At 41.0% G+C, this 20786-nt stretch carries 14 protein-coding genes and 1 other RNA gene; 4 read left to right on the top strand and 11 right to left on the bottom strand.

Annotated elements, in window-relative coordinates:
- Positions 1-9: 9 nt before the first annotated feature.
- The 9 genes from Q0K96_RS03430 to Q0K96_RS03390 form a co-directional block, all read right to left on the bottom strand.
- Entirely contained in the window at positions 10-2100 is a 2091-nt protein-coding gene (locus Q0K96_RS03430; RefSeq protein ID WP_297332609.1) for a glycoside hydrolase family 97 protein, read from the bottom strand.
- A gap of 230 nt (positions 2101-2330) precedes the next feature.
- A complete protein-coding gene (bglX, locus tag Q0K96_RS03425) occupies positions 2331-4571 on the bottom strand; it encodes a beta-glucosidase BglX (RefSeq protein ID WP_297332608.1) in 2241 nt (746 codons plus the stop codon).
- A gap of 6 nt (positions 4572-4577) precedes the next feature.
- Positions 4578-5258 carry a dienelactone hydrolase family protein gene (locus tag Q0K96_RS03420; RefSeq protein WP_297332607.1) on the bottom strand — a complete coding sequence of 227 codons (681 nt, stop codon included), beginning with the start codon at positions 5256-5258 and terminating at the stop codon, positions 4578-4580.
- A 29-nt stretch (positions 5259-5287) separates the two neighbouring features.
- A complete protein-coding gene (locus tag Q0K96_RS03415; protein WP_297332606.1) occupies positions 5288-6670 on the bottom strand; it encodes a glucoamylase family protein in 1383 nt (460 codons plus the stop codon).
- A 142-nt stretch (positions 6671-6812) separates the two neighbouring features.
- The gene (locus Q0K96_RS03410; protein ID WP_297332605.1) at positions 6813-7748 is read right to left on the bottom strand and encodes a LamG-like jellyroll fold domain-containing protein; all 936 of its coding nucleotides are present in this window, start codon (positions 7746-7748) and stop codon (positions 6813-6815) included.
- Between the two features lie 27 nt (positions 7749-7775).
- Positions 7776-9236: a RagB/SusD family nutrient uptake outer membrane protein gene (locus Q0K96_RS03405; protein ID WP_297332604.1), complete on the bottom strand. Its 1461-nt coding sequence runs from the start codon at positions 9234-9236 to the stop codon at positions 7776-7778.
- A gap of 28 nt (positions 9237-9264) precedes the next feature.
- A complete protein-coding gene (locus tag Q0K96_RS03400) occupies positions 9265-12075 on the bottom strand; it encodes a SusC/RagA family TonB-linked outer membrane protein (RefSeq protein ID WP_297332603.1) in 2811 nt (936 codons plus the stop codon).
- 244 nt (positions 12076-12319) lie between these two features.
- Positions 12320-15058, bottom strand: a complete 2739-nt coding sequence (locus tag Q0K96_RS03395; protein ID WP_297332602.1) for a histidine kinase — start codon at positions 15056-15058, stop codon at positions 12320-12322.
- Between the two features lie 71 nt (positions 15059-15129).
- Positions 15130-16344, bottom strand: a complete 1215-nt coding sequence (locus Q0K96_RS03390; RefSeq protein WP_297332601.1) for an NAD(P)-dependent oxidoreductase — start codon at positions 16342-16344, stop codon at positions 15130-15132.
- A 195-nt stretch (positions 16345-16539) separates the two neighbouring features.
- Between Q0K96_RS03390 and ssrA the strand changes: the two genes are divergently transcribed.
- The 4 genes from ssrA (at position 16540) to Q0K96_RS03370 (ending at position 19068) form a co-directional block, all read left to right on the top strand.
- Positions 16540-16938: a transfer-messenger RNA gene (gene ssrA, locus Q0K96_RS03385) on the top strand.
- 188 nt (positions 16939-17126) lie between these two features.
- On the top strand, positions 17127-17624 hold the full coding sequence (locus Q0K96_RS03380) for a hypothetical protein (protein ID WP_297332600.1): 498 nt from the start codon (positions 17127-17129) through the stop codon (positions 17622-17624).
- A complete protein-coding gene (locus tag Q0K96_RS03375) occupies positions 17624-18913 on the top strand; it encodes a hypothetical protein (protein ID WP_297332599.1) in 1290 nt (429 codons plus the stop codon). The genes Q0K96_RS03380 and Q0K96_RS03375 overlap by 1 nt, the downstream gene beginning before the upstream one ends.
- A 2-nt stretch (positions 18914-18915) precedes the next feature.
- Complete coding sequence (locus Q0K96_RS03370; protein ID WP_297332598.1) at positions 18916-19068, top strand: hypothetical protein; 153 nt, start codon at positions 18916-18918, stop codon at positions 19066-19068.
- Positions 19069-19126: 58 nt separating this feature from the next.
- Here Q0K96_RS03370 and Q0K96_RS03365 read toward each other — a convergent pair whose 3' ends face one another.
- Both Q0K96_RS03365 and Q0K96_RS03360 read right to left on the bottom strand, forming a co-directional pair.
- Positions 19127-19744 (bottom strand): hypothetical protein, encoded by a 618-nt coding sequence (locus Q0K96_RS03365; protein WP_297332597.1) that lies wholly within the window; start codon positions 19742-19744, stop codon positions 19127-19129.
- A gap of 2 nt (positions 19745-19746) precedes the next feature.
- Positions 19747-20646 carry a hypothetical protein gene (locus Q0K96_RS03360; RefSeq protein ID WP_297332596.1) on the bottom strand — a complete coding sequence of 300 codons (900 nt, stop codon included), beginning with the start codon at positions 20644-20646 and terminating at the stop codon, positions 19747-19749.
- Between the last annotated feature and the right edge of the window lie 140 nt (positions 20647-20786).

Raw genomic sequence — 20786 nt, 5'->3', positions numbered from 1 at the left:
AATAAACAATTAGTTAACAGGCACAAAGCTTATGGCTGTACCACCGCCTGCTGCCAGCTTAAGATTCAGCTTGGTTTTAGATGTTACCTCTACCGTTTTAACCTCATAGTTAATTGGGTCATTCTTCCAGTGTGCATTTTTACCATCTTGGTAAATAACTGCTTTATATTTTTTACCCGGTGTAAGGAAATTTAATGTAATGGTTGTGTTCCTTGCATTTTCATCTGTAATGGCGCCTAAAAACCATTTCTCGCTGCCTTTTGCTTTACGGGCAATGGTAAGATAATCTCCCGGCTCGGCTTCAAGCACTTTGGTGTCCTGCCAGTCGGCAGCTACATCTTTAATAAACTGGAATGCATCCGGATATTTCTCATAATTTTCCGGCAGGTCGGCAGCCATTTGCAGCGGGCTGTACATAGTAACATAAAGTGCAAGCTGTTTGGCAAGGGTTGTGTGCACCTGCTCTGTTTTTGATGGGTCGTACACTTTCATCTTTATCTCAAATATTCCCGGTGTGTAATCCATCGGGCCGCCTAAAAGCCTTGTGAACGGCAGTATGGTTTCGTGCATTGGCGGGTTACCGTCGCTCCAGCCATTAAACTCATTACCGCGCGCAGCCTCGGCAGCTATGTAGTTAGGCCACGTTCTGTGAACGCCTGTAGGGCGCGATGATTCGTGGCTGTTTACCATTACTTTATATTCGGCAGCGCGCCTTGGCACATAATTAAAATGGTTTACCATTGCCTGACCGTCGTGAAACTCACCACGTGGAATGATACGGCCTACATATCCAGTCTTTACTGCGCCATAACCATAATCTCTCATAAACTTATACGCCCTGTCGAGCCTGCGTTCGTAATTGGAAACAGAGCCTGAAGTTTCATGGTGCATTATCATTTTAACACCCTGCTTTTTGGCATATTCGGTAACTTCTTTAATATCAAAATCCGGGTATGGTGTGGTAAAATCAAATACTTCTTCTTTCCAGTTGCCAAACCAGTCTTCCCATCCTGTATTCCAGCCTTCTACCAAAACACCGTCAAAGCCATGTTTCTTGGCAAAATCGATATAACGTTTGGTGTTCTCGGTTGTAGCGCCGTGTGGCTTGCGGGCAGTCGGCTTTTTTTGGCTGGCATCCTGCGTGCCACTATAATCCCATGTAGATACACCCACGTGCATTTCCCACCATATACCCACATATTTCATAGGCTTAATCCACGATGTATCTTCTATTTTAGAAGGCTCGTTAAGGTTAAGTATCATCTTTTGCGCTACAATATCGCGGGCATCATCGCTAACCATAACGGTACGCCACGGCGTAGCGGCAGGAGCCTGTAAATAAGCCATATCGCCCACAGCATTGGGCACAAGCTGGGATGTAAGTTTAAAGGTTTCCGGGTTCAGGTTTAAATGCATAACCGGGTAGTTTACCACGGCAGCCTCAAATATGTTAATGTACAGGCCTGATTTAGATTTCATCATCAAAGGCGACTGCACAATATACCTGCCTCCTATAGATTTTACTGCAATACCATTGTTAAGATTCAGTTTGTCATTATCAACCTGAGAAAGCACTGTTTCGTTATAAACATATTCCTGGCTATCATAATCGCCCGGTATCCAGAATGTTTTATGGTCGTCCGTCAGGCTAAACTCTGTGTTTTCTGAAGCAATAACAAAATAGTTTAGGTTATCTTGCTTGGGGAACTCGTAGCGAAAGGCAATACCTTCATCAAATGCCCTGAAGATTATGTTTAGCAGCCTCCCTGACTCTTGCTGACGCAGTGACACTGAAAGCTCATTATACTTGTTCTGTATAACGGCAACCTCACCTAAAACAGGTTTCCAGCTATCGTTTACCACTGCCGATTTTGTGCCTGTAATGGTAAAGCCACTATCAAATTGCCCAATGTCTTTCAGGCTAAAGCCCATATAGCTTTTGGTAACCACAGGCTGGTTTTTATAAGTAACGGTATAAAAAGGCCGGCCGGTATTGTCAAGTTTAAATTCGGCCACGATTTCGCCTGAAGGCGACTGTACAGACTGGGCAGATGCGGTACCCAGGCATAACAGCATAAGTGTAACAAATAGTTTATTCATGTGATTTTAAAATTTCATAAATATACATATATCTGTTTTGAGAGGTATATATAAAAATGACAAAAAAAGTATGTGAAAATCCACAACTGCTCAAGAAACTACAATCATTGGCAGCTTATATTAATAATATAACAATTACAAAGCAAAACCTGCCTCATTACAAACTCTGCTAATAAAAAACCCCCGCCATAGCAGGGGCTTTCCATCGAAGATCACAAAAAAATGAAAACTCACTTAACTAACACAAACTTGTCTTGTAAGCCACTTGCAGAGTTGCCGCCAACAGTAACTTCAAAGTCGCCGGGCTCTGCAGTAAATTGCATGTCTATATTATAAAATTTTAAGTCTTCGGGGGTTATCGAAAATTCAATTGTTTTCTTTTCACCTTTTTTAAGCATTATCTTTTCAAAGCCTTTCAGTTCTTTAACCGGCCTTGTAACGCTTCCTACCTTATCCTGAATGTAAAGCTGTACTACTTCGGCAGCGTCATAATTACCTGTGTTGGCAACATCAACGCTAACTTTTATACTGCCGTTCATACTCATAGTTTTAGAAGACAGCTTTAGGTTAGAGTAGCTGAATGTAGTATAGCTTAAGCCATAGCCAAATGGGAATAACGGGCTGTTATCTACATCTATGTAGCGTGATTTATATTTCTGCTCAGGGTCAGTTGGGCCCAGGTAAGGCCTGCCTGTATTTTTATGGTTATAGTAAATTGGCACCTGCCCCACATTTCTCGGGAAGGTCATTGGCAGCTTACCACTTGGCACGTTCATGCCATAAAGCGTTTGCGCAATGGCATCGCCACCCATAGTGCCGGGAAACCAAGCCTCAAGTATGGCATCCATGTTTTCGTTCTCCCAGTTAAGGGTAAGCGGCCTTCCGTTCATCAATACAAGTACGATTGGCTTGTTTAATTTTTTAAGCTCTGCCAGAAATTCTTTTTGTATGCCCGGCAGGTCAAGGCTTGTGCGTGATGCCGCTTCGCCGCTCATGTTTTCGAACTCACCCATTACCGCCACTATAACATCGGCTTTACGGGCATTATCAAGTGCAGCCTGCATCATGTCCCTGCGGGCATCTACAATCTCAACACCTTTATCAAAAGTTACTCTACCTTTATTGGTTACAATTTTGTTTACACCTTCCTGAACGCTAACAGCATAACCATACCTGTCACCCGAAGCAGCCCATGAGCCTATAATGTTCCACTCGTCATTAACAAGCGGACCCACAAATGCTACTTTTTGCTCTTTGCGTAATGGCAGTATACTGTTATCATTCTTTAAAAGCACCATCGATTTTTTCGCCACATCCAGTGCAGCTTCAAGGTGTTCTTTTTTATTGATTATCTCTTTTTCACGTTTTTCGTTATTGTAGCGGTATGGGTCATGAAACAGCCCAAGGTCATACTTTGCCTCCAGTACCCTGCGGCAGGCATCGTTAATCTGAGCCTCGGTTACTTTGCCTTCCTGCAATAGCCTTTTAAGGTTTTTCATAAAAATACCGCCTACCATGTCCATATCTACACCGGCACGCAGTGCCAATTCTCCTGCATGGGCAGAGTCTTTGGCAAAACCGTGTGGTATAAGCTCATTAATAGCGGTATAATCGGTTACTACAAAGCCATCAAAGCCCCACTCCCCTTTCAGCATATCACGAAGCAGGAATTTACTGCCTGTAGCCGGCACTCCAGATATTTCGTTAAACGATGTCATGAATGTGCCCACACCGGCATCTACAGTAGCTTTAAACGGGGGCAGGTAGGTTTCCCTTAATACCCTTTCGCTCATATCAACTGTGTTGTAGTCGCGGCCTGCTTCGGCAGCGCCATACGCAGCAAAGTGTTTGGTACACGCAAGTACGGTATTGGCAGCCATAAGGTCGTTGCCCTGAAAGCCCCTTACCCTTGCCACTGCCATTTTAGAACCTAAATAGGTATCTTCGCCCGAACCTTCAGAAACGCGGCCCCAGCGTGGGTCGCGGCTAATATCTACCATTGGGGCAAACGTCCAGTGCACGCCTGCTGCGGCTGCCTCTTCGGCAGCCACACGCGCAGAAAGCTCTACGGCTTTCAGGTCCCAGCTTGCAGCTTCGCCAAGCGTTATAGGGAAAATAGTTTTATACCCGTGTATTACATCATAACCAAACAGCAACGGAATTTTAAGCCTTGAATTCTTAAGGTTTAACTCCTGAAGCTCACGGGTATATTTTACTGATGTGGCGTTTAGTATAGAGCCTACATTTCCTTTCTTTATTTCTTCTATATAATTTATGCCTGTTTTTGGGCCTGTAACTGTACCATCGGCAGTGTACTGTACCAACTGGCTTATTTTTTCATCAATTGTCATTTTCGCCATAAGCTCGGGTATGAACTCATTGAGTGGCTTAATTTTTTTATCGCTGCTTTTTTGCGCATACAGGCTAAAAGAGCAGGCTAATAGTAAAAGCAGTGCCGTATTGTGTTTCATCAGGTTTTATTCTTGGTTATTATTTTTTCTCTGCTGCATCATCCATTCATATATGGCTGGGTCATCATATACCCTTGTCCAGCTGTCGTGGTTGGCATCATCAAAAATGGTAAGTTCTATATCAGTACTACAGGTTTTCAGCTTTTTATAGATGTTTACAGAATAACTTACATCTACTACATCATCCATAAGCCCATGAAATATGCGCGTAGGTATATGCTGTATCTTGCAATTCTCTATCATGGGTACCCTGTCTACAAACCCAGCTATGGGCACAAGGGCAGCAAACATATCGGGGTGAGCAAATGCAAGGTTCCATGCGCCCCATGCGCCCATGCTTAACCCGGTTAAGTATATCCTGTTAATATCTACTTTATTTTCTTTGATTATCTTTTGTATAAGCCTGTAAAGCACTTCTTCATCCCAGTATTCGTTTTCCGGACACTGTGGTGCCAGTACATAAGCATCAAGCTTATGGTCTTTTAAATATTTAAATGGGCCGTGTACCTTAACTTTTTCGAGATCATTGCCTTTTTCGCCCGAACCGTGCAAAAAGATAATAAGCGGCTTGGGCTGGCGCGTATTATCAGGTTTATGCAACAGATAATTAAGTTGCTTTTTAACCGTTACTTCGGTAGAAAAAGAACCGCCTTCCGCCTTTTGAGCGAAAGACGGTAATGAAAACAAAAAAATTGCTATGAAAATAACCCTTAACATTAAATTCCGTGTGTAGATGAGCTAAAGCCAAGGTCAACAAGCCCCTGCCTTACTTCGGGCGCCTGCATAAACAAATTCCAGAGCAGCTTGCTCCTGTGGTTCTCTATCATCGGCACAATAGTACCTTGGTCTATTGCAAGATACCTACGCGTTACCCAGTCATAATGCGGTGCAAAAGCATCATAAGGCCCTGCTACGCCAACAAGCTTTTGCCTGTTCTTTTCATACAGGTATCGTAAAAAGCTCATGCACTCTTCCGGCATATACGGGAATGAAGACAATGCAGCAGTAGGCGTTATAACACCCCTGTCATTGTTTGGCTGGTGTGCAGAGTAGCCCACACTGCCATTAGCATTGCGGCTGTAACTTGCGGTAAGCCCCCAGCAATCATCTCCATATCCTTCCCACTGGCGGGGGTTTGTAACACAGTACTGATACATAATTGCAGTATGGTTGTGCACAAGGTCCCAATAGTTGGCATACTGGTCTGTAAGCCCGCGGGGGTCTAAGCCAAGATACGAGTAATGTGCCCAAAACATTGGTCCTACATTGCCACTTGCCCCGTTATAATCAAATATTACCGGAATGTTATAACGCTGCCCACCATTAACAATACCACCGTTTCTTGCCCAGCCCTGATGGTAAGCCTCTGCACTTACAGGGTGGGTAGGCGATGCTGCCGCCATAACATAAGTGATAAGGCATTCGTTATAGCCTTCCAGCTTAAAGTTCATTTCCCATTCATATTCAGGTGACCAGTGCCAGTACAGGGCATTTTCGCCTCCTTTGGTGTACCAGTCCCACTCTACACCTTTCCAAAGTTCATCTGCCTGCTGTGCAAGCGCTTGCTCCTCCTCATTTCCTTCTTTAAAATATTCGCGCAGGCATATAAGTGCCTGGCACAAAAAAGAAGTTTCTACAAGGTCGCCGCCGTTATCTTTTGTACCAAAAGGTATAACATCGCCATTAGTACCATTCATCCAGTGCGGCCATGCACCGTGAAAGCGGTCGGCGGTTTCAAGAAAATCAAGATTGGTCTGAAGCCTTGCCACTGCTTCTCCCCTTGGTATAAACCCCCTGTCTATACCTGCTATAATTGTCATTATACCAAAACCCGAGCCTCCTGTTGTTACTATATTGGCATCGTTAGAAGGGTCATCTGTGTGATACCTTTCGCGTGCCAGTTTAGAGTTTACCTCAGCATAATCCCAAAAATATTTTATGGCGTCTTTCTGGACCATATCAAGGAGTTCTTCATCGGTAAAGGTTTCGGTTACCGGCGGAGTATCGTCGGTAGTTGTGTCATTATCATCATTTCTTGTATCGCATGATGAACATGATATGCAAAAAGTAAGGATAATGATTAATTGTAAAATTTTCACTGTAAATGTTCTTTTAGATTGATGCGTAATTGTATGTATTATATATGCAGTAAGTTTGGGGGTAACTGCAATTGCCAAAAAAGGCATTTTAAGAAATAATCCCGGCGGCTTGCGCCGGGATTATTGAAATGAGGTTTATAAATTACCTTCCTGCTTTTTCAAGCTCGTAAAGAGAGTTTATATCTGCAGAAGAAAGCATTTTTTTCCAAACACGAACTTCGTCAAGGCCACCTGTAAGCGGTTTGTTCCAGGCGTCGCTGTTAGTACCATCAACAAATGAAGCAAGAGCGCCAAGTGTTACACGAGATGGTGTAAAGAAAGCCATTGGCATAGCGTTGCCCTGGAATCTTACTTCCCACGCAGGGTTAGATATTTTAGTACCGTTTACATAAAGCCTTGCAGTACCTGTAGCACCTTCCCAAGTGAAAACTACATGAGCCCACTGGCCACCAATTTTGTTGGCAAAAGCAGCGTGCTGCGGCTGGGCGCCGTTAGCATTGTCATCAATCATCCACTGCTCCATTTTAGTCATGTTAACAGCATCTCCTCCAAAACCTGTTCCTTCAGGGTTTTTAAAGAAGTACTGCGCTTTCATCTGGATAGAGTCGCTTGAAGTTAAACCGTGGGTATTACCAAAAACGGCAAGGTTACCCACTACACTTTCGGCACCTGAGAAAGAGATTAGCGGAGAAATCCAGCTTTCTGCATCAGGGGCAGTTTTTGTGTTAGATATTTTAGCCCAGCAGCTAACCGTAAAGTTTCCTGTAGTGGGCTGTATAGCCGGTATAGCAGGATAATCTACATAACCGTTAGTAAGCATAAGGCCGTTACCTTTTGCACCTGCGGCATAAGTAGCACCTACAGAGCTGCTTGGCATAGTACCTGAAATTGATTCTTTACCGTCTGCGTTAAGCGGGAAATAAGCAAGAAGATCTGCAGCGCCTATTTCATCAGCGCTGTTGTAGCCGCCTATCGGTGGAAGTGGCTCACTTCCGCCGTCATCATCGCTTCCGCAAGAGGTTAATACAATTCCCGATGTAATCATAAGGGAATAAGCAAAAAATTTAATTGTTTTCATAGTAAAAAAATTTAAATTAAGTTAGAATTAGTATCCGTTATTCTGAATTAGTCTTCCGCCACTCACGGCAATTTGGGGATCCGGTATCGGGAACACCTCATGCTTGCCCGGCACAAACGTTTTACCGTTTGCAGCCATTGCAGCCTGTGCCTGGCCTGTGCGCACAATGTCAAACCATCTTTCGTGCTCCATAGCCATTTCCCATCTTCTTTCGTTATAAATCTGCTGTAGTGTAATGCCCGAAAGCTCTGTTAGCCCTGCCCTTAGCCTTAGCGGGTTTATCATGTTCTCAACCTCATCGTTCATGCCCAGATGAAAACCGGCCTCTGCCCTTATCAGCATTACATCGCTAAATTTTAGCAGTCTCAGGTTCTTTGCAGTTTCTGCCTTGTTACCATTCCACGATTCGGCAATACTGCTGTGATAGGCTTTATAGTTATAGCGTGGATTGTTCCATGTTGTGGGGGCTATAAATCCATCCCAAAGTACTGATGGCACATATAAAATTGTAGCTTCCCTCCGTACATCGCCATCCTCATAAGAATTGGATAATCCAAGTGACGGCGTGTTAAAGCCCCATCCTAAATCGGGCGTACCGCGCGGGCCCTGCACATCTGTATATTGTATAAGCCCTTGTGTTAGTGTGGCCTGCACCTCGAAAATTGATTCTTCCTGATTTTCGCCTACTTCACGCCAAACGCTTGCATAGTCGTCCATGAGGTCATACTGACCCGACATGATAACATCTCCTGCAAGGGCATACGCCTGATCCCACTCCTGCTGGTACAGGTGCACCTTTGCTTTTAACGCCTGTGCTGCACCTTTGGTGGCACGGCCCAAATCATCAAGCGGGTAATCTGATTTTAGTGGTAGCCTGTTAATAGCATCCTCAAGGTCGGCTTCAATCTGTGCATAAACGGCTTCTTTGGTCGCTTTTGTAAATACCTGATTGTTTATGGCGTCGCCATCATTAAGGTCTATATTACCAACTACCAGCGGAACGCCGCCAAAACATCTTACCAAATCGAAATACCAAAAGGCACGCAGGAACTTTACTTCGCCTATAAGCCTGCTTTTAAGCGACTCATCTATCTGGAACTGTTCCAGGTAAAACAGCGCATTGTTTGTCCTGTAAATACCATCATAACGTCCTTCCCAAACTTCATTAAACGATATATCCGAAGCATCAAAAGTTAAGTTATCAAGTTTATGCTTATCGGTACCGGTGTCGCTCGGGGTAGAGCCTTTATCAGCATCGTCTGATGTTATACTTGTAATGCCTATCCACGGAAACGAGTACATATTATAGCTTAATAGCTTGTTATATACCCCGTTTACCATTTTTACAGCATTATCAGGGTTTTTAAGCAGGTCTTCTTCGCTGATGTTTTGCCTTGGGTCTACATCCAGTTCATCATCACACGACGCAAATATTGCCATGAGTGCAAAAACAGCAGCAACAGAACCATATTTAAATCTATATTTCATAACCATTATTTTTCTTTATCAGATTTTATTAAAATGCTACGTTAAGTCCGAAAAGGAACGATTTGTTTGTAGGGTAAGCGTCAAGCTCTATACCTGCATTGCCAAGCGGGTTACCATTGTCATTACCGCTAATTTCCGGCGAGAAGCCACTGAAATCGGTAAACAGGAACGGGTTAACAGCAGTAGCATAAATACGTACCTTATCTACACCTTTAATCATTTCCGGTAATGTATAGCCTAACGTTATGTTGTTGATGCGCAGGTAGTCGCCATTTTCAATGTAGTAGGTAGAGGCGCGCGGCACATCATTATTAGGCTTAGGGTTGGCTGCGTTTGGCGTAGATGGCGTCCAGAAACTGTCTAACAATGCCGACTCTATGTTTTCGCCGCCAAAGCGCTGTGCTTTTTTACCATTGTAGAGTTTGTTACCCGCAACACCATAAGCATCTACAGAAAAATCTATGCCTTTGTAGGTAAGCCCCAGGTTTATGCCATAGGTTGTAGTTGGTATATAAGTACCTGCCACTACCCTTTGGTCGCTGTAGGTAAAGCCACCATCAGAGTTAAAGCCTGTAGTTTTATATACATAGAAACTGCCCAGCGGCTGGCCTAACAATACCTGTTTTGTGTATTGGCCGTTGCCAAGTCCACCGCCTATGTAGTCTCCAAAAAGCTGTTCATTGTATATTTCTTCAAGCTCGTTTTTGTTATAAGACATGTTACCTCCTATCCAGTAGTTAATGTCTTCACCTATTCTGTCCTGCCATTTAAGGGTAACCTCTACACCTTTGTTAGATACTACTCCGCTGTTAAGAAAAACCGGATCTGGGGAAAGTACTTCAGGAACATCTATAGGTAAGATAAGGTTTTCATTTTTACGGTCATATACATCTATTGTACCCGATAACCTGTTGGTTAACATTGCAAAATCGATACCCAGGTCATACTCTTTCATGGTTTCCCATGTAAGGTTACGATCAATTTGTCCGGGGTTGAAAAGGCCCGGGTTAATTGACTGGTCAGGGCCAAATGCATAATTACCGTTATTGAACTGTACTGCGTTAAGTGCAATTGAGTTAGCGTTACCAACTTCTCCGTAGCCCCCCCTTATTTTAAGGTGGTTCAAGAAGTTTACATCACCCATAAAATCTTCGCTTGATATAACCCATCCGGCTGATACAGCAGGGAATACAGCATTTTTTTTGTCTCCCTGAAATATACTGATGCTTTCTCTCCTTACAGATGCCGTAAACAGGTATTTATCCCTATACTCATACTCTAACCTGCCAAAGTATGCAAGGTTTACTATTGGCGTTCCTGTTTCATTTTGTACTACAGAACCCGGCGCAACCTCTTCATTATTAGAGGATAGGTTAAGACTCCAGTAGTTAGACTGCTCAGGCACATCAAAACGTGTGGCATTAAGATATTCCCACATTCCAAATGAACTTCGGGAATAACCGGCAACAGCTACCACTTTGTGTGCATCAAAATACTTGCTGAAGGTTACAAAGTTGTCCCAGTTCCACCTGTAGTTAGAGCTCCTGCGCTGGTCTAACCTGTTTATTATTGGGTTTTGCGCGTTCTGTGCAATATACTCGTCTATAGTACCTGTAGGGTTGGCAGCAAGCCAGAGCTCGCGCGTTGGGGTGAAAGTATAGCCCCTTACCCACTCTGCAGTAGCACCAAAATTTGAAGTAAATGTCAGGTAATCCAGTATTTCAAGTTCAGCTTTAATCGAGCCCGTAAGTAAAACATTCTTGCGCTCCTCATTATAATAGTATAACTGTGCTACCGGGTTGGCCACGTTGTTGTAACGTTGCCCCGTTAAATCGTTAAAGCCTGCTTCGTTAACCAAAGGTGCTCCCCACCTGCCGTTAGGATACCTAACAGGCATAATAGGCGCCTGCCTGTAAGCATTGGTAAATGCGCTAAGTGGTTTAGGTGTGGTATTAGAACTGGACAAGTTAATGAAAGGGGTTACCTTCAGCTTGTCTTCCAGCATCCTGAACTCATTTTTCATAACAACACTTGTCCTTTCAAATGCAGTACCGTTCAAAATACCCCTTTCCTTGTAATTTGAAGCACTCAAATAATAATTTGCGTTATCGCTTGCCCCGGAAATAGAGATGGTGTTATTCATCATCTCACCTGTACGGGTAATGGCATCGAGCCAGTTGGTATTATAAGGCTGAGAATCGAGGTTAAAATAGGATGAAGAACCTAAAGCTGTATTGTTATAATAGGCATACCTGTAAGAATCTGCCATATCTACATCTCGCTGAATAAATTTTTGCCCATAGTAACCATCATAAGTAACTTTAATGTCTCCCCTTTTACCACGTTTTGTAGTAATTAGTACCACACCATTGGCTCCTTTTTGCCCATAGATGGCAAGAGAAGAAGCATCTTTCAGTATATCTATTGTAGCAATGTCGTTGGGGTTAAGTCCGCTAATGTTTGTAGTTTCCACACCGTCTACTACATATAGCGGGTCGCGGCCTGCGGTAATTGTACCAAGCCCCCTTATACGGATTGTAGGTAGTGCACCGGGTTCATCATTAGTAACAATATTTACACCCGCTGCCCTGCCCTGTATGGCCTGTATGGGAGACTGCGCCGGTGTCCGTACTATATCTGCTGCTTTTACCTGTGCAACAGAGCCCGTAATAGCTCCCGCTTTTTTAGATCCGTAACCTATAAGTACAACTTCTTCCATCTGATTGTCAAAAAAGATAGAATCATTAGGAATAATAGAATCTAACGGTGTTGGAGGTACCTGTGCAAATGCTGCAGCACCAACAAAGCAGAAACTAATATTAAGTAATGTTTTCCTCATGGGATTTTATTGTATTAAAATTAACATTACTCAAAAATAAAAACTATATCGTTATAGTGACACCTAAACGAACTACCCTATACTACATCAAAAATGTATTATTTAAATATAATTGATTGATTATAAATAAATTAATACGGTAATGTATACATCAAATTTTAGTAAAATGATGTAGTAATGATGTACTAAACATCCATAACAAATACGTGAAAAAGATAATGTTTTGATAATATTTAACAGGAAATTAAATAGTAATCATAAAATGAGAAAGGTTCTCTTCGGTAGTAATATCCAGTTTTTTTCGAAGCCTGTAACGATGTAGTTCTACCCCACGATAGGATATATTCATCAGTGGGGCAATTTCCTTAGATGACAGATTCATCTTTAAATAGATGCACAACTTGATATCTTTAGGAGTAAGTGCAGGAAATTTATCCGTAAGGCGGTTTACAAAATCTTCATGGCTTTTTACAAGGTTCTTCTCAAAACTCTGCCATTCGTTCTTGCTGATTGAGTTTGTTTTTATAATCTTGCTTATGCGTGATTTCAACTCATCAGAACCTGTAACGCTTTTAAGTGCTTCCTGTATGCTCTCTATCATTTCGCTATGCTTGGCAATAGAAAGCGACTTACCGGCAACTTCAGATGCTTTAGCCTGAACTTCTACCTCAAGCATATGTTTTTCATATTCCTGCTGGCGCAGTTTATTCTCTGCTTCAAGTTCAAGCTCCATTATCTCTCGCCTGTGCTTAAGCTCTTCTTCATTAAGCCTGATTTTTTGCAGGTAGCGTACTTTGTTCCATCGGTAATACAAGAAGAATATCCCAGAGATAACCGCTATGTAAGCCAAAACCATTAGCGTAGAAAAATACCACGGCTTTGATACATTAAAGCTGTATGCAGCAACTTGCTGATAAGTGCCGTTATTATTACGGTAGATATCTACTGACTGGTTGCCGCTGCTAAGGTTATTGAGTATAATATTGCCTTTTAAAACCGGCTGCAGTGGCTCTGCGTTTAGCCTGTAAAACAAATCCGGGCGGTTATAGCCATAATATCCTGTCAGGATATTAAGCTCTACAGACTGGTTATATTTTATGTGAGTATCCTCATCTATAAGCCTGCCCATATAAAAAGCTTCTATAGTAACTGGAGCTTCTTTTTTACTGCTACCGGCTATGTTATAAGACATAAAGCCATCATCAAGATTTATAAGCAGGCTGCTCCCATTTTTATACACCTGAGTATTCTCCATAATAAGCCTGCCCTGATAATACTTTTCATTAAGCAGTTTTTCTGTGAATATATCCCCTTTTCGTGTAATAAGATACAGCAAACCACTCCTTATAATTATAAAGTTATCATCGTCTACAGGCACTATATCTGAGATTCCGGAAAATTTTTCCGTAAACGCTTTATTTTCTTCAAGCTTATCTTTAATACTGTTGTATGTGTACCATTTGTTGTTGATATAAAAAAGTACCTCTCCCCTAAACGGGAACAGCTTTACACCATAATCGCTCTTTATGTTGTTTTTTTGGGAAACATTTTCTACCCGTTTAACATTAAAATCATCATCATATAATACCCTGTAGAGACTCCTGTAGCTGTCAGCAGCCCATAGTTCGCCCGGCCTTGTCTGGGCAATATTACGAATTGGTTTTACTATACTGTCAAGGGTTTTATAAACCCCGAGATTGTCGGTATTGGTATAAACCGCTATACCTGAATAATTAGCCTGAAAATAAGCCTTGTCAAATTTGCTTTTCAGGAACTTCCATCCTCCATTAACCGGATTGGCTTTTTTTAGCTGTCCGTTATAGATATATGTACCGTCATTATGCCCTATTATGTAGTTGTTACCTGATTTAAATACATCCCACGCCTGCCCCTGCGAATTGGGTATTGTATTTAAGCCCTGTTGCCCATAGCTGAAAACGCCATGGTTTGAAGCAAAAAGGTAACCGTTTACTGTTGGCGCAATACTATATACCGAACCCAAAAGGCCTGAATTATCTGTAAATAATGATACAGGCGAATTTACCTCTATATGTGATATACCATTGTCCAGTCCCAGCCAAAGGTCTTTTTCAGTGTCCAGTGCTACAGAAAGTACCGCATTGTTTTTAAGGGCATTATTCCTGTTGATAACCGTAAAACTGTTATCGGTAAGGTTAATGATATAAATACCTTTTAATGCTGTACCAATGGCAAGCATGTTGGTGTTTATAAATGCTGCTGAGAGTATAACATCATTTTTAAGCAATGTGTTTATATTGCTGCCCCAAGGCTTTATTCCCTTGATATCACCCTTAAAAACGCCATTATTCTTTGTAAAGATGTAGATGTCACGGCCGTTTTTCTCCATGCCGTGTATAATGTTATCATTAAGTTTGGGCCATGCCCCTATCTGCTCAAACTTACTGTTTTTAAATGCGTACATTCCGTTTCGGGTACTTGCTGCATAAATGGTATTATCTATAACATAACAGTAAGAAATTTGCGAAGGAAACCTGTACGTAGCTATCGTTTTTCCGTCATAAGCATACATGCGGTGAAAAGTCTGGAAATAAATTTTATCTGCATGCTTAAATATTTTCCAAACTTCTTCATTATCACTATCAGAAAAATAATTATTGCCCGCAGTGAGCGATGTATATTGCATAAGACCTTTTATACGTTCCCAATAACCAAACTCCCTGTAAGAGCCACAGTAAATGCGGCTGCCATCTGCAAATACAGAGCGTATAATTGTTTTATTGGGCAGTGAGTAACGCTCCCATTTAACTCCATTGTACCGTAAAAAATAATGATTGTTTGCAAAATAAAGAGTATTATCTTCAGCCTGGGTAATATTCCATACCTGGTTATCACCCGAATATTCAGATTTAGTAAAGTTCTCTACAAACGGCAGGATTTGCTGGGCGTTTAAATTTAGCGCCAGCAACATGCAAAAAAAAGTAACTGTATTTTTAAGTGACATCTGTAAAGTTTAATTCACAAATTTACTCAAACTATTATAACAAGACACCCTGCCGGCGGCAGGGTGTTTTGTTATACTTCTTTTACCCGTTCTTCTACATATCCTTCAAGATATTTAAAACGCGGGGCAAGCTTTCCGTTTTGTGTTATCATGGCACGTTTCAGTATGCCGTCTTTATCGCCATTAAAAAAGGCAGGTATAACATTATTAATAAACATATCACCAAATCCAATGCTGGCATCTTTAGGCAGCTCGCAGGGCAGGTTATCTACTGCCATTACCACAACTGCAGCAGGATGGCGGTAATCTACTTCCTTATCATCAGAAGGGTGATACCCATACAAAGGATCTGCAATGGTGCTGGCTCTGAGTGTGCATGCCACAGGGCCGCCAACATCGCATGAAATATCAGCTACAATTTTTACCTTATTATCTTTAGATTTCAGCATTTCACGGGTTAATATAGCAGGCGCACCATTGCCATAAAAATGTCCTGCAATAAACATATCTGATACTCTTGTAAATTTTTCAAAATCTGATTCATACTCCGAAGGGTTGGCATAAAAATCCTGGTTATCTTTTACCGAACCATCTTTCCTGCGGTTATAATCCAAAACATCAATATGGCAGTAAACCGGATGGGTATATGATTTGGTAAGGTAATCTGCAACAGACACTTCCTTAATTTTCATGGCATCTAAAATTTCTTTAGCGCCCATGCCTACTTTACCTTTACCTGTAAGTACTATTTTAATTGGCGGTATAATTGCCTTTCTTAATCTGGCAATAAGTGCTTCTTTATCTGAGAGTGTTTCGGCCTTAGGCAAATTAAACAACTCATATTTTAACCCAAGTGCCCTGAACGCATTATAAGCACCCACTATGCCTGCATACCTGCCAAAACCAATTAGTCTCCTGTTAGAAGCATCTACAATGGTTTCATGGTCATATAAAGTTATGTCTTTATCCAGTATGGCCTGCAAAAGCTTTTGGTTATATGGCTGCTTTTTAATAGTATGCGAAAAAAAGAAATATTTTTTTCCCGGAATTAAAGCCTCTACAGGTACTTCTTTTACACCCAGTAGCACATCACATTCCTCCATAGCATTATTCACCTCAATACCTCTCTCCCTGTATTCATCATCAGAAAAAATCCTTATATCCGAAGGCTCTACCCTTACAGATGCTTCAGGATATTCTCTTACAAGTTCTGCAAGTTTTTCAGGAGAAAATACCACGCGCCTGTCGGGTGGATTTTTACGTTCTTTTATAATTCCGAATTTCATGCCGTGCCTTTAGTAAATGGTTTATTTTACCTGTTTTACAACAGATTAGCCAATATATTGTAGAAAGTTTAAAATCAGTTTGTTTAATTGCTTCAAATATACAGGAATTTTAATGAGTAATAAAATTTAAAAATGTATCTTTGTGCCTTTATTTTTGGTGCTGTTTTTGACTAAAAATAATACATCTTACTAATGGGGGTCGACTGGTTTTGACAGCAGGTCGAATTGAATGGTAAGCACGCCGGGAACGGGGACATATCCCGTAAATAATGTCTCAAAATTTTAAACGGCGAAAATAACTACGCTCTTGCTGCTTAATTCTGAATTTATAGTAAGAATATAGCCACGTCCCTGCAAGGCAGGGAGGCAGGATCCTTCTGAAAAGCCCTGGTTTATGGCGTTTCGAATAGAAGGACCGTAAACATAAACCTGGGGATAGTTTTGCTCTGCGGCTGTCCCGAGACTTAAGGAGCTAAGTGGTGTGTGGCAGTTTCCGGCCTTGCACATCATCGAAAACCCAAGCGGAAACTAAGCGTGTAGAAAGCTCTTGAATTGCCTGTTTGGACCCGGGTTCGATTCCCGGCGACTCCACTTTAAATGCTCCTGCATTACAGAAAAATCCAGTGGTAAAACAACTAAGTTATGTTAAAAGCCTGCAATAGGTAATTGCAGGCTTTTAATTTTTCGTTATCTGCTCGCTATTCCTGCCGGTAAACAAGTTAAGTGTTTTTACGTAATGAGCTTTTTTAATGTTTACATTATTTTTACATAAAACACATTTTATGGCAGCTACAAGTATAAATACTCTTAAAGAATGGTTCAGCGCCGGAAAAAAACCAACTCAGGATGAGTATTGGGCAATACTGGAAAGCTACTGGCATAAAGATGAAACCATCCCTTTTGACAGGATAGCAATGCTTAAGGAAGAGCTGGATACTAAAGAAGGCAGGCAGGCTGATATTAAGTATATTGATGATTCTGTTTCAGAAAGGTTATATGATATACAGTCTGAAGATCTTGGAAAAACGCTTATCTATTCCGGTAATGAAGATATCACCATAAAACTTAGCACATTAATTACGTATAAAGAAGGCTTCCAACTCATCATACAACAGTCAGGACCAGGCAATATTGCTTTTGCAACAGACGGTTTTATACTTAACCACACAAACGATATGCTGCCACAGTTATATGGCCAGCATGCAATAGCGGCAATAATGGTTACACAAGCCGGAGACAAACCCGAAGTTTTATTGTATGGTAAACTAAAACTGGCATAATGCATACACTGCTATACGATACCTGTACAAAAGGCACAACAACCTGGAGCGGCGGCAGGTGGAGCGATGGGCTGCCCAATGGAAATTGTGATGTTATAATAAATGAAAAATACTCAACGCTTGAGCATGGCAGCTTTACCTGTTATAACCTTTACATTGGCGCGACTGAATTTATTATTACAGGGAATTGTTTTATAAAAGTTTTAGGAGAGACAGTAGAGCAGGACTCAAAAGCAGTTTTTACTGTTGAAAATAATGGTGAACTTATATTGCTTAATAAAGATGTAGATGTAACAACTGTAAAAGCTACATTTAACCGGTTACTGACAGGCTTAAAACGCCTTGACTATTGGATACTTTCATCTCCGATATCAGGTATACCGGTTATTAATCTGTCTCCATTAACATTAACTAACAGGTTTTATAAATACAATACTTTGTCAAGTGCATATTCTGCAATAGATCCTACTGCGACAATTATTGAACCCGGAAACGGATTTCTTATTAGGACTCCCCCTAATTTCCCTTCAGTAGTTTCAGACTGGCAAATATCCGTCAATAACTTCTCACAAGGCATCATAAATACTGGTATTAAATCATTTACTATAAAAGATAAAGGGTTTTATATCATCGGTAATCCATATCCGTCAAAGTTGAGTATGCTTAAATTTTTAATTGTTAATCAAGGTTTGATAAGAGATTATGTGCATATATGGCACAAAACAAATAATACTGATAATCCTTCTTATGTAGTCTTAACGAAAATAACGAGCGATAGGAGTACGTGGGATGTAAACCTGATGCCATTTCAGGCATTTATGATTAATAAAATTGAGGAAGGAGAAGCCGATATCATCTTTACTCCTGATATGCAGGTACTACAGCATGATTATACTGAGCCTGATAAATTTTATATAGACTTATTACAAAGAGATTTAAATATACCTGTATCCAGTATATCTTATACTATAAAACAATATCCTGATGATTTTCTTGATATGGAGACCGAATCAAGGGTATTCGCTCTTGTTGATGATGAGAAGTTATACTATATACGCCAAGACGACAAATGGCATACCAAAAAAGAAATACCCTTATTAGTAATAGCAGTATTTACTACTGAATACTCTATCAGCCTGAGTAAATTTGAAGGTTTATTTAAGCAGCAAAGTATTATTTTGCTTGACAGGGAGACAGGCGTTAAACATGATTTAAAGTCAGGGCCTTATACAGTAGCATTAGAGGCTAAAATAGAGTACAGAGACCGGTTTATACTACAATTTGAATAACTATGGAAAATATAGAAGGGCTTAATGATGCCGAATTTGAAGTTTTACTTAATAATATTGATGAGTTAAGGGATTTTATGAGCGACCCTAACAATGTACTTTTACTTCAGCCTCATCAGGTTAAAAGGGCAGAACAGATGCTTAATAAAAAGTAATTATTTTTTATCATCGGTTCTGCCCTACCGTGTTAATGCACTTTAGAGCAGTGTCATATTATTCAAAATGATTTATCCACTGCGGATTACGGTATAATGTTGAATGGCTAATTTTTCCTTTAAAATCAGGATTAATTCCATAAAGCATACTTTTAATGCTGTTAAAAGTTGTTGTGGGCAGTTTACCGCTCAGTGTAATTCGCCTTACAGAACCTAAATCTATATCAATATCAAAACTGGCTGCCTGTGCATTGCGCCCGGAAGCAATAATCCTGTATTCACGCTCCGGCCTGTAGGGAAGCCGTTTTAAAAAAGGAATATTTTCTGTAGGATAATCTCCCAAATCCCTAATGCTTATATAGTCCATCCTGCCATGCATAATATCTTTATGCTGCTCAAAAGAAGTAAACAGTTTTGATGGGCTAAACTCTACACAACAACCTGCTGTGCCCGACGCATAAGAATTCCAGTGGTGTATGGTTTCATTCTCATGTGTAAGGCACAATACATATACACTCTCATACCCGGACTTTGATTTATATACCTCAAGCGTTTTCCTGTCGTTATAATCTTCCCACGACATGGGGTTAAGCAGCGTTAGCTTTTTGCGCCTCAGCATATCAATAACAAAAGGCAGTGTTGTAAAGCGGTTCAGCTTTTTAATATTAAGGCTCATATTCAGGTTTGTATAAAGGTTACCCTATCATCTCCAATTTCGGTAAATTCTAAAAAGCTGCCAACTTTCATGGTACTAAGCGGGGTAGATGCAGGCGTAGAAAAAGCAATTAAAGGTGTGATGTTTCCGCCTGTGATACATCTTATCACCCCCTCAAACTCGATAGAGCTAGTTGGAGAAGCCGTAGAGCTGTTTAGTACCTTCATGCCAATACCACTTACCTGTGTTTGGGTAAGCGCTGTAGCATAAGCATTTAAATTAGATGAAAATAACCGTGCGTAATATTCCATAGAAGTAATACCAAGCCTGTCAGTTGACCATCCAATAGAAATAGTGTGAGAAGTACCATTAGCTATATAATATTTCCCCTTAAATATATAGGTTTTGTTTCCTTCTAACGGAATTACGTCGCAACCTGTAGGAAATGCAACGGCAGGCGAAGTACCCGGAATGGTATAAGGAGCGGCCGGAACTGAAATTATCTTTTTTTGCCCGGTTGCTATGGTAATATTCCCTGATCCTGTTAGCGGCTCACCATTTACTGTTTTAAGGTTGTTACTGCTAACCTTCTCATCCAAATCCTGTTGCAGCCCCGAAACCTGGCTAACCGCAACAGTACCGGTAATGGTTGCAGCACTTCCGCTAATGTTTGTAACCGTTACATTACCGTTTTCGTCGGGGGTTATATCATTTACAGTTTTAACAGCAACAGATTCTACAATAAGTGCTGCCACTTTAGGTGTCACAAATTGTGTATCGTTCTCAATATCAACCGGCTTAACAGCAGGGGCCTTATCTTCTTCCCTGTGCATCAGGCTGTCTATAACATTAGCATAGTGGGAGTGCGAAGGCTTATCTCCCGGCTCAAAATAAGATTTAAGTATATCTCTGTTTTCTATCATGGTTTTTGAAGGTTATGTATAAAGGGTACAGAAAGAAAGGGAGCAACATAACAGGATGCTGAGCCATATAGATGATTCTTCAAAAACAAAGGAGTCACTGCAAATATATATAAAATTCATTCTGTCAATTAATTCTATGA

This window comes from Flavobacterium sp. (assembly GCF_024305175.1).
Lineage (GTDB): Bacteria > Bacteroidota > Bacteroidia > Flavobacteriales > Flavobacteriaceae > Flavobacterium.
This window is presented reverse-complemented; position numbering and strand designations above follow the sequence as displayed.